We start from the raw sequence: 10,870 nt of genomic DNA, 5'->3' as shown, positions 1-10,870 counted from the left end.
TACGATATTTACAGGCTTTTATGTGTGAGAAAATCAGCTATATTCACTGGTTTAAGGAACTTGTTTTTAATTGCTGAAATCAGCAGTTTATAGGATTCGTATGTCTATTTTCAAAATCCTATCAAATAAGCATTCAACACTTCTGCTCAAATTCCTCATTACTCATGTGTTTCGGACACTGTTGAGGCTGATCCCAGACAACTTGATGGTCGCCAATTCCCAACTTCTTTCCCCGCCCTTAAGTCCGTCTTACGGAGATGATTTTTCCGAAAAACAGCGTTCGCTCCCTGCTGTTTTACCAAAACTAAATCGACATAATTGCCATAAGCTCGATCCGCTAAGATTACATCGTTGGGGAGTAAATTTGCATAAAGCAAACGGCTCATCACAATCTCACTCGTCGCCAACGAAGCAATACCAGCCGATACCACTGCTCCTGTCAGCAGTGAAAACAGCACTACCATTTTCGCGATCGTCCATCCACACCCAGTTTTTTGATTGCTGTGTTGCGGATACTCGGCTTGATTGGCGGCAGTATCACTCATTAACACCGTTGTCCCATCTAGTACCCGCACCCGCAATCCACACCATTGTTTTTCTGTTGGAACTTGCTTTTCTAGAGCTTCTGCGACTATAGGTACTAACTGTTGGACGAGTCTTTCGGGTAGTCGTTGACGAGCTTTACTGTAAGCCCCTGTGTCTGAGGAAGGAGGCTTGACTCCGGCTACACTTAGCCAGGTACTCATCCGCTTCACTGCTTGACGCTTGACTTTTGTCTGGATCTAGTACCTGCGATACCATCGCCCATAAGGTCACTATCGGTGTGTAGACACTGCTGTAATACCTCACGTTCTCGTTAGCCAACAGCTCAAGGACTTGAGAGTCTGGTAGCAGTTCTCTCCAGGGTAAGGCGACACTCTGTAAAAATTGTTGCTTGAGAATGGACGCACGATTTGGCATACTAGAGGGAGATATTTTGGTTTGTAAGGCAATTATCTATGTAGATATTGCCTTACAGATTTTTTTTTGCTGACTTTTTCAGTGCCATTGGTCTTAAGTTGACACGAAGAAGGGCAATGCCGTTTCCCTACAGGTATTACAAAAACGTGCGATCGACCAAAAGCAGATGCGAACCAATCCTTTAACCTACAATACTATTTCTAGAGATGCCATCACCGAGCCTCCCAAAGACTCCCTCAAACCATGCCCAAGCCAAAAAAGACCCCCGCCAAAACCTACACTGAAATCAACCTCAGCGACCCCCAATACTACTTCAACCGAGAACAAAGCTGGCTAGAATTCAACAACCGCGTGCTCCACGAAGCCCTCGACCCCCGCACGCCCCTCCTAGAAAGGCTCAAATTTCTAGCTATTTTTAGCTCCAACCTAGACGAATATTTTATGGTGCGCGTCGGCGCCCTCAAACAACAAGTACACGCAAAAGTCAGCAAATTAACCTCCGACGGCCGCACGCCCCAACAACAGCTAGATGCCTTGAACAAGCGGCTTTTGCCGATGGTTACTCAGCAGCACTCGTATTTTGAGCAAACCCTGCGGCCGAAACTAGCAGCAAGCGAAATCTACATTCTCGACTACATTGACCTCAATCAAGAACAGCGCAATTACTTGCACCGCTACTTCAAAGAACAAGTATTTCCCGTACTCACTCCCCTAGCAGTTGACCCCAGCCACCCATTCCCCTACCTTTCTAATCTCAGCCTCAATTTAGCAGTAGTAGTCAGGGACCCCGACACGCGGGAAGAATTATTTGCCCGCGTCAAAGTACCGCAGGTTTTACCGAGGTTTGTGCCGCTACCGGGGGATTTGCAGTGGCAGCAGAGGGGCAAGTCTCCTGTTTGGACTGGCGTCCCCCTAGAACAGGTGATTGCCCACAATTTAGAAGCTTTGTTTCCGGGGATGGACGTTGAGGAATATCACCCGTTCCGCATTACTCGCAATTCCGATTTGACGGTGGAGGAAGATGAGGCGGAGGATTTGCTGCTGGCAATAGAACAGGAGCTCCGCAAGCGCCGGTTTGGAGGTTCTGCGGTGCGGATGGAAATTCAAGCGATTATGCCCCCTGCGCTGCGAGATATGCTGATGGAGGAGCTGGAGCTCGGTGAGCAAGATGTTTACGTCGTAGAGGGGCTGCTAGGCCTCAAGGATTTGATGTCTTTTGTGGGGCTGCCGGTGCCGGAACTGAAAGACCCGCCTTGGACTCCGGTTGTGCCGCCGCGCTTGCGAAACTCGGAATCGGCAAGGATTTTAGACAAATCGAGGTTGGATGCTGAAGAGGGCGAGGATATTTTCACGACCATCCGGCAGGGGGATTTGATGCTGCACCATCCTTATCACTCGTTTGCCGCGACGGTGCAGCGGTTTATTACTGAGGCGGCGCACGATCGCTCCGTGTTAGCGATTAAGATGACTTTATACCGCACTTCTGGAGATTCGCCGATCGTCAGCGCCTTAATTCAAGCAGCGGAAAACGGCAAGCAGGTAGCCGTTTTAGTAGAGCTCAAAGCTAGGTTTGACGAAGAAAATAATATAAATTGGGCTCGCAAGTTAGAACAAGCTGGAGTCCACGTAGTTTACGGTTTGGTGGGACTCAAAACCCACACCAAAATTGTGATGGTAGTGCGTCGCGAGGACGATTACATCCGCCGCTACGTCCACATCGGCACTGGCAATTACAATCCCAAAACAGCCGGACTCTATACCGATGTGGGTTTGTTGAGTTGTCGCGAGGATTTGGGATCGGATTTGACGGATTTGTTTAATTATTTGACTGGTTATTCGCGGCAGGTATCTTATCGCAAATTATTGGTGGCACCGGTCAATATGCGCGATCGATTTTTAGCTTTAATCCGCCGCGAGGCAGAATTCTGCCGCTTGCAGGGCGAAGGCGGCACCGGTAGCTGCGGCCGCATTGTCGCTAAAATGAACGCTTTAGTTGACCCTCAAATCATTGTTGCTTTGTACGAAGCTTCGCAAGCGGGAGTTAAAATTGATTTGATTATTCGGGGGATTTGCTGTTTGCGTCCCGGCGTTGAGGGTGTTAGCGAAAATATCCGAGTTATCAGTATTATCGGTCGCTTTTTAGAGCATTCTCGGATGTTTTATTTTTTCAACGGTGGCGACGAAGAGGTGTATATTGGTTCTGCTGACTGGATGCAGCGCAATCTCACCAGACGGGTTGAGGCCATAGTTCAGGTGGAAGACCCGACAATTGCCAAGGAATTGCAAGAAATTTTGGGAGTAATGCTGGCTGACAACCGCCAAGCTTGGGATTTGCAGCCCTCGGGACACTACTCTCAGCGGCGGCCGCCTGCTAATTGCCCGGAGGTGAGCTCTCAGCAAATTTTGATGGATATGGTTTTGAATTAATCATTAGTCATTAGTCATTAGTCAAATTTGCAGTTAGCAGTTGTCCGTTCTTGTTAGTTATTAAGCTGTACTGCATTTAATTTTCACTTTTTGGGCGGGCTCTTCGGCCCAGCCCACAAGATTTTTACTAACATAACTATAGCAATCCTTGCATGATTTGTGGGATGGGCTTCTAGCCCGTCCCACCCAGTTGTGGGATGGGCTTCTAGCCCGTCCCGACTAGAAACCCAAACCACGTTTATAACTTACGAAAGGATTGCTATGTGCAAATTAAATGCGCGACAGCTTAGCCGACCACTAATGACTACTGACTAATGACGACTGACTAATGACTACTGACTACTTAACTGTTAAAAGTACGCTTGAATTCTTCTAAAAGATCGTCGATTTCTTCGATCGCCTGACTCACATCTATTCTCATGGCTCCCAAGTCCGATCGATCTAACAGCCGCACGAGGGATTCCCGCTTGACTTCGATCTGTGCTACGCGCTCTTTGATTGTTTGTGCATCCATTGTTTTTTGCCTTTGCTAGTATTAACAAAAATATTTGACATTCCCCCCTGCGAACAGACGGAGATTCTTAATTCACCGACATCCCTTTTTGGGCCAATCCTTCACTGTTTTTATATGGGAAGTGATGAACCTGCTCAGGATTTTTGGGTCTGTGTTATAGTTTGATTGTACATCAAAACTTCAGCCAAACTTCAGCCACATTTTAGCGCAAAAAAGGCGGACGTTTGGTATCTGCGGGTTTATTTTTAATCATTCCAGCTAAAAATCGCTTCAGGGCCTTCTCCCGGTTTTTCATAAAAGCAGCCCAAAATCCCGGTTGATATTCATCCATTGTCTTGGCTAGGGCCCAGACATCGATCGCTAAGATATTATAAAGCCTTTCATCTTCGCGCTTGAGCGAGTTAATCTGCTCCAGAACCGCCTTGTTTGCTCCAGCAGTTTGTTTGTCTTCGTCTTTAATCATGTCCGAAAAATGGTTGAAAGGGCAAGAGTGTCGATCGCGATCGCCACTCTGTATACTTTGATGATACTGCCGATCTCGATTGCCTTCTGGAACCAAAGCCCCGCAATTAACACGGATATTTACCGATGGCGCGCCCGGACGAGTCCGGCTGGATAAGCTTCTGAAGCTAGAGACAAGACTGTGGATGCACACCGCTCCCGCGCTCATAGATGCTAGCAGTTTTTGCAGGTCTTTTGGCAAAAAAACTAAATTTATTCAAGACTTTTTGACAGATAATAATTAAAGTATATTATTTCTGTCCGACTACTTACCTCACTAATATGTTACGTAAAATTTCTTTAGCAAACCTAGCCTTAGTTGTTGGCGGTATTATAGCAGCAGTCGGGTTTGGAGCCTACTTCACAGACAGACCTACCCTGAACCTAGCCGGGTTTTTTTATGGAATTCCGCTGTTGCTGGGAGGTTTGGCTCTCAAAGCCGCCGAACTCGAACCAGTGGAGTTCACCGAACCTACCTCTGCTGAAGTTCTCCTCTTGCGAGAAAGTCAGGCCACAGATACTCAAAACCAAGTCCGCAAAGATATCACTCGATTTCGCTACGGCCAACCCGCGCACTTAGATGATGCTTTGGAGCGCTTGGGCCTGGCCCCGACAGACGAGGAACGGCCGCTTCTGCAAGGGTTGCGGGAAGTTGATGTTGATGGTGCTTATGGGTTAATTTTAGAGTTTTATTCGCCACTACTGGCGATCGACTTATGGGAAGAAAAGCAAGACAAAATAGCTACTTTTTTTGGGCCAGGTTTGCGCGCACAAGTGACTCAAAAGGCTGGTGACAAAATAGAATTGGCTTTAATTAAAAATACTCAAGCTTAAAGTAGTCTTAAGTTTTGAGTGCGTGAATTTTGAAGTCATCCATTAAACATTAATCCTGCATCAGCTTAGATACTGATTTTAGCGGCAGCTTGAAACCTGTCGCTATCAACAAAAACTCAAGCCGCAATTGGGCGATCGCCCCAATTTGATTTTCCTTAATTACAATAGTGGTTGAGAACCGATCGGGAATCTTAAATCAGGAGAAGCACAAATGGTTTCGTCCCAAAGCAGGATAGGTATTATCGGCGCAGGAACATCAGGAGCTTATCTGGCAATTCTGCTGATTCAACAAGGGTTTAATTTTTGGCAACCACACTCAAATAATGGCTGAAACCTTTGTCTAGCAAGTCTTATAAAAATAAGATGCCTTTGCCATCGCCAGAAAATTGGTCATCGTTAGCCCACGCGAGAAACTTAGATAAAAACTTAAATAAAAGAGGTTTTTTCGCTCCCCTGAAAGAAACCGGGTTTCAGACTTAAGCAAATTCATGTTTTTAGAGAAATGCAGGCAAGTTAAGGATAAACAGAGTTAATCAGCTTTAATAAACAAGCGAGAACGAGTAATAAAACGCTCTCCCTCCGGCCCTTCGAGGGAAAAATCGCTGCCTCCGGGCCCCGATGCCACGTCTATAATTAACTGCGTGTGCTGCCAATATTTGTATTGCTGCGCTGCAATATAAAAGGGACAACCGCCTATTTCGCCCAGCAATACGTCACCATCACCGATTATCAATTCGCCATCGGGAAAGCACATGGGGGAACTACCGTCGCAGCAGCCGCCGGATTGGTGAAACATCAATTCTCCGTGTTTAGTTTTGAGATGATTGATTAATTTTAAAGCCGCTTCTGTTGCGGTGACTTTTGCGATGGTTTCCATTGCAGTCTCTTTGTGTAGCAATTTTATTTCGTTTTTGAATGAGATTTTTTTATGAACCGCAGAGGGCGCAGAGAAGGAGAGGAAAGAGAGAAAGAAGGAGTTCACTAATCATTGAAGTTTGTCCTTCTTCCTGTTTCCTTCCCAATGACTAAAACTTTAGAAAAAGCCTAAAGCTTTGGGGCTGTAACTTACCAACAAATTCTTGGTTTGCTGGTAGTGATCTAACATCATTTTGTGATTTTCGCGGCCGATTCCAGATGATTTGTAGCCGCCGAATGCTGCGTGGGCCGGATAGAGGTGATAGCAGTTTGTCCACACGCGGCCTGCTTGAACGGCGCGACCGATGCGATAAGCGGTGTTGATGTCGCGAGTCCAAACTCCTGCACCTAAACCGTAGAGAGTATCGTTGGCAATTTCTAATGCTTCGGCTTCGTCTTTGAAGGTGGTGACTGCTAATACTGGGCCAAAGATTTCTTCTTGGAAAATTCGCATTTTGTTGTTTCCTTTGAAGACTGTTGGCTGGAAGTAATAGCCGTCTTGCAAGTCGCCGGATAAGATGTTTCTTTCGCCGCCAATTAGACATTCTGCGCCTTCGGCGTGACCGATTTTGACGTATTCGGCGATTTTTTCCATCTGGTTGATGGAGACTTGGGCGCCGAGGGCGGTTGTCGGATCTAAGGGATTGTCTTGTTTGATTTGGCGGATGCGATCGATCGCCCTTTCCATGAATCGATCGTAGATTGACTCCTGAATTAAGGCGCGGGAGGGACAGGTGCACACTTCGCCTTGATTAAAGGCAAACATGACTAATCCTTCGACTGCTTTGTCGAGGAATTCGTCGTCTTGGGCGCAGATATCTTCAAAGAAAATGTTGGGGGATTTGCCGCCGAGTTCTAGGGTGACGGGGATGACGTTTTGGGAGGCGTATTGCATGATTAGCCTGCCGGTGGTGGTTTCGCCGGTGAAGGCGACTTTGGCAATCCGGGGACTGGTGGCGAGGGTTTTGCCGATTTCGGCGCCGGGCCCGTTAATGACGTTGATTACGCCGTCTGGTACTAAGTCGGCGATGATTTCCATCAGTACCAAGATTGAGGCGGGGGTGGGGCCTGCTGGTTTGAGCACGACGCAGTTTCCGGCGGCGAGGGCTGGGGCGAGTTTCCAGGCGGCCATTAATATCGGGAAGTTCCAGGGGATGATTTGTCCGATGACACCTAGGGGTTCGTGGAAGTGGTAGGCAACGGTGGTTCCGTCGAGTTCGCCGATCGACCCTTCTTGAGCTCGGATGCAGCTTGCGAAGTAGCGGAAATGGTCGATCGCCAGCGGTATGTCTGCGAGGCGGGTTTCGCGAATTGGTTTACCGTTGTCCCAGGTTTCGGCGATGGCGAGGCGATCGAGGTTTTCTTCGATGCGATCGGCTATTTTGTGCAAAACCCGCGCCCTATCGGCTGGGGAAGTCTTACCCCACTTGTCTTTCGCGGCGTGGGCGGCATCTAGTGCCAATTCTACATCCTCTGCGCTCGATCGGGGGACTTGACAAATTGATTTTCCTGTAATTGGAGACAGGTTTTCCGAGTATTTCCCTTTCACCGGTGGCACCCACTTGCCGCCGATAAAGTTGTCGTAGCGAGTTTGAAAAATCGACTGACTGCCGGATTGAACAGGTGCTGCTACTACCATTTTATTACCTGATTAAAATTTGTTTTCGCGGACGATTAAAATCTCTTGCATATCAACTATCGTTTATTTTCTGCAACATCGGTCATTTTATATACAAAATTTTACATTTTTTCAAAATTTTGCAGTCCCTGTAGGGGCGGATTCACCAACAATCTGAGGCTAAAACAAACCATCTCAAAAACCCGCCCCCACCCAACGGTAAACACGATCAATTAACTGTGACGCACCTATCCTTTGTGCGGCTATAAAATTATCAGATAGCTGATAGTAAGCTTTGACCAAATGGCTGGTTTTTTCAGCCAAGAAGGGAGCAGAAATGGGCGCTTTAAGGTATTTGCTAATTTCCCTATCGTTATCAGCAACGTCAATATAAATCCCCTGAAATCTACCAGATCATTGCCAACCCAAATCACCGGCTTAAATTTGATTTATTGCAACTATTACAACTCTTGAGCAGACTCTTATAAAACATCGCGTGAGTGAGGCTATTCAGAAAAGTTTGATTTATTTGAGATGTTGCACCATTCTCAATAAGCTTTTTATGAACAGGCTTTCCGGCCTGTTCCACAAGAAAATTCACTCTTTGTGGAACAGGCAAGATGCCTGTTCTTGAGAAGGGTGCAAGATGTGAGATTTATCCGAGCTTTCTACCGCTCAACCTGTGGTAAATTGCCGAATTGTTTCATCAGCTTGATGTCTAGCCGTCCGTCGCAAAGGGTCACGTTTTTTAAATTTGCACCCCGAAAGTCAAACCTTCGCAGCGTTTTATTGCTAAGATTGAAAAAAATAGTAAATAAGTGCATTCATCATTATCAATGTGACGAGGTTGCATAATATTTATTAGCACCATAAGCAATAAGGGTTAAAACACTCAATGTCTGCTCAAGGGTTTTATCGTCGTTCACTCCCCGATTCTGCTATTGCCTTTTCCTCCGTAGAGGGAAAGCAAATATTTCGAGAAGCGTTGGCATTGGGAGGTATGGAAGGGTATTTTGCTCTAGCGGAACAGTTTCATACCCAAGCAGAACCCGCTTTTTGTGGATTGGGTAGTTTAGTTGTTGTTCTTAATGCCTTATCCATCGATCCGGGTCGCATTTGGAAAGGGGTGTGGAGATGGTATGGAGAGGAATTTTTAGACTGTTGCTTACCTCTTTCAGTCATTAAAGAAAACGGTATCACCTTTGATGAGTTTGTCTGTATAGCACGTTGCAACGGTGCTGTTGTAAAACCTAATCGTTACCACCAAAGCAGCTTGGAAAACTTTCGGCAAGCAGTTGAGAAAGTGACTACGGCGTCAGGTGATATTCATCTAGTTGTTTCCTACAGCCGAAAGGTATTGGGACAAACGGGTGATGGCCACTTCTCACCAATTGGTGGCTATCATCCAAAGCGGGATCTAGTTCTTCTGCTGGATGTTGCCCGTTTCAAATATCCACCTCACTGGGTTTCTCTGCGTTTATTATGGCAAGCATTTGAACCTGTCGATCCCGTCACTAATCAATGTCGCGGTTATATTTTATTGCAGAAGAGTGAAAGGTTGCCAGAAACCTTCTTTCATGTTGCTTGTGATTTACATCAGTGGCGTAGTGTTGCTCCTTACTTTGCAGAAATACTCCCAGACATTCTAAGAAAAGAGCAACCAGATTCCATTGCTTCATGTGTCAGTACCATTCTGCACCATTTGCCTGTTGAATTCACAACTATGGTGAATATCTCCTCAGAGACGGCAGAGACACTTGAGAAATTACGGGCAGCTATTGAGTTAAATTCACTGTTTAATATTGTTCACCAATGCTTGTCAAGCGATGACGGGGATGCAATGTCTGTTGTAGGGAAGTGGCCGCAACAGCCATTCGCAGCAGAGATAATAACAGCAATATTACTCTCCTGTCCCGAAACGCTCTATGCAACTCTCAAACCCAAGTTACGACTGTGGTTTAGTGAGGTTCGCTACCTTGAGAAACTACTCCCTCCCTTGGATGTAGAGATATCTAGATTGAGAGAACAAATGTCAGCACTCCAGGAGTTTTATATTTTATATTCAAAGGGACATCAGTGTAATATCCCTCCCAGTTAGCACCTACCGCTTTTTGAACTCCCCAAATCTCGCCTAACTACAAAAGTGAAAATTAAATAGCAAGATTTAATAATACGATGTTGGTGTCGGTTGTGGAGGAAGATTCGCGGCCGGGAAATATTAGGCGTGTGACTGATGCGAGTGAGGAATGGACAACGGAAAAAGTGGAAGTAGTGGTAAAAAAATGTAGGGCGAACATCTGGCTGGCTGGCGGTTTTTGCCTAAATTCTATTTGATTGACTCTTGGCTGAGGTAATCAGCACACATCTGTTTATCTTCTTCTGTTGCTTTCGGATTGGCTCTGAGATAATCGCTAATCCAATTGCAACCAAATGCCATTAGTTTATCGAAATCCCAAACCCACAGTTTGATGGTGTTGTCACTGCTTCCAGAAGCCAAAGTTTTGCCATCTGGACTAAAGGCGACGCTCAAGACCCAATTGCTATGCCCGGTGAGGGTAGCGATGGGTTTTTGGGTTTGCAGGTTCCACAGTTTGATGGTTTTGTCATAACTTGCAGAAGCCAAAGTCAAGCCATCGGGACTAAAGGCGATGCTATAGACCGAATAGCTATGCCCGGTGAGGGTAGCGATGGGTTTTTGGGTTTGCAGGTTCCACAGTTTGATGGTGTTGTCACTGCTTGCAGAAGCCAATCTCTTCCCATCTGGACTAAAGGCGACGCTATAGACCGAACTGCTATGCCCGGTGAGGGTAGCGATGGGTTTTTGGCTTTGCAAATCCCACAGTTTGATGGTGCTGTCATAGCTTGCAGAAGCCAAAGTCAAGCCATCTGGACTAAAGGCCATGCTCCATACCGAATCGCTGTGCCCGCTGAGGGTAGCGATGGGTTTTTGGGTTTGCAGGTTCCACAGTTTGATGGTGTTGTCACTGCTTGCAGAAGCCAAAGTCAAGCCATCGGGACTAAAGGCGACGCTATAGACCGGATTGCTATGCCCGGTGAGGGTTGTGACCTCTTTTTGGGTTTGCACGTTCCACAGTTTGATG

8 protein-coding genes and 1 pseudogene are annotated in these 10,870 nt (G+C 46.5%); 3 read left to right on the top strand and 6 right to left on the bottom strand.

The window, feature by feature from the left end; all coding sequences use genetic code 11:
• Positions 1 to 158: 158 nt before the first annotated feature.
• Positions 159 to 746, bottom strand: a complete 588-nt coding sequence (locus QUB24_RS19370; protein WP_333154787.1) for a transposase — start codon at positions 744 to 746, stop codon at positions 159 to 161.
• 457 nt (positions 747 to 1,203) lie between these two features.
• On the opposite strand from QUB24_RS19370, the gene ppk1 reads away from it, so the two are divergent.
• Complete coding sequence (gene ppk1, locus QUB24_RS19365) at positions 1,204 to 3,387, top strand: polyphosphate kinase 1 (protein ID WP_333154786.1); 2,184 nt, start codon at positions 1,204 to 1,206, stop codon at positions 3,385 to 3,387.
• 343 nt (positions 3,388 to 3,730) lie between these two features.
• On the opposite strand, the gene QUB24_RS19360 is transcribed toward ppk1, so the two are convergent.
• Positions 3,731 to 3,901 (bottom strand): hypothetical protein, encoded by a 171-nt coding sequence (locus tag QUB24_RS19360; RefSeq protein ID WP_333104150.1) that lies wholly within the window; start codon positions 3,899 to 3,901, stop codon positions 3,731 to 3,733.
• 202 nt (positions 3,902 to 4,103) lie between these two features.
• The gene (locus QUB24_RS19355) at positions 4,104 to 4,604 is read right to left on the bottom strand and encodes a hypothetical protein (RefSeq protein ID WP_333154785.1); all 501 of its coding nucleotides are present in this window, start codon (positions 4,602 to 4,604) and stop codon (positions 4,104 to 4,106) included.
• An 80-nt stretch (positions 4,605 to 4,684) separates the two neighbouring features.
• Here QUB24_RS19355 and QUB24_RS19350 point away from each other — a divergent pair, with 80 nt between their 5' ends.
• Positions 4,685 to 5,236, top strand: coding sequence for a DUF2854 domain-containing protein (locus tag QUB24_RS19350; RefSeq protein WP_333154784.1), 552 nt, complete (start codon positions 4,685 to 4,687; stop codon positions 5,234 to 5,236).
• A gap of 529 nt (positions 5,237 to 5,765) precedes the next feature.
• Here the strand turns inward: QUB24_RS19350 and QUB24_RS19345 are convergent.
• Positions 5,766 to 6,113 (bottom strand): DUF779 domain-containing protein, encoded by a 348-nt coding sequence (locus QUB24_RS19345; protein WP_333154783.1) that lies wholly within the window; start codon positions 6,111 to 6,113, stop codon positions 5,766 to 5,768.
• A 156-nt stretch (positions 6,114 to 6,269) separates the two neighbouring features.
• Positions 6,270 to 7,790 (bottom strand): acetaldehyde dehydrogenase ExaC, encoded by a 1,521-nt coding sequence (gene exaC / locus QUB24_RS19340; RefSeq protein WP_333154782.1) that lies wholly within the window; start codon positions 7,788 to 7,790, stop codon positions 6,270 to 6,272.
• 874 nt (positions 7,791 to 8,664) lie between these two features.
• Here exaC and QUB24_RS19335 point away from each other — a divergent pair.
• The gene (locus tag QUB24_RS19335; protein ID WP_333154781.1) at positions 8,665 to 9,867 is read left to right on the top strand and encodes a phytochelatin synthase family protein; all 1,203 of its coding nucleotides are present in this window, start codon (positions 8,665 to 8,667) and stop codon (positions 9,865 to 9,867) included.
• A gap of 228 nt (positions 9,868 to 10,095) precedes the next feature.
• On the opposite strand, the pseudogene QUB24_RS19330 reads toward QUB24_RS19335, so the two are convergent.
• A pseudogene (locus tag QUB24_RS19330) lies at positions 10,096 to 10,870 on the bottom strand (WD40 repeat domain-containing protein); the annotation flags it as partial.

This window comes from Microcoleus sp. B9-D4 (assembly GCF_036705105.1).
In the GTDB taxonomy this organism is placed as follows: domain Bacteria; phylum Cyanobacteriota; class Cyanobacteriia; order Cyanobacteriales; family Microcoleaceae; genus Microcoleus.
The sequence above is the reverse complement of the archived record's forward strand: the minus strand, read 5'-3'. Positions and strand labels throughout refer to the sequence as shown.

Coding starts and splice junctions, on each gene's coding strand:
- QUB24_RS19370 (WP_333154787.1), bottom strand. CDS start 746: ATGAGTACCTGGCTAAGTGTAGCCGGAGTCAAGCCTCCTTCCTCAGAC.
- ppk1 (WP_333154786.1), top strand. CDS start 1,204: ATGCCCAAGCCAAAAAAGACCCCCGCCAAAACCTACACTGAAATCAAC.
- QUB24_RS19360 (WP_333104150.1), bottom strand. CDS start 3,901: ATGGATGCACAAACAATCAAAGAGCGCGTAGCACAGATCGAAGTCAAG.
- QUB24_RS19350 (WP_333154784.1), top strand. CDS start 4,685: ATGTTACGTAAAATTTCTTTAGCAAACCTAGCCTTAGTTGTTGGCGGT.
- QUB24_RS19345 (WP_333154783.1), bottom strand. CDS start 6,113: ATGGAAACCATCGCAAAAGTCACCGCAACAGAAGCGGCTTTAAAATTA.
- exaC (WP_333154782.1), bottom strand. CDS start 7,790: ATGGTAGTAGCAGCACCTGTTCAATCCGGCAGTCAGTCGATTTTTCAA.
- QUB24_RS19335 (WP_333154781.1), top strand. CDS start 8,665: ATGTCTGCTCAAGGGTTTTATCGTCGTTCACTCCCCGATTCTGCTATT.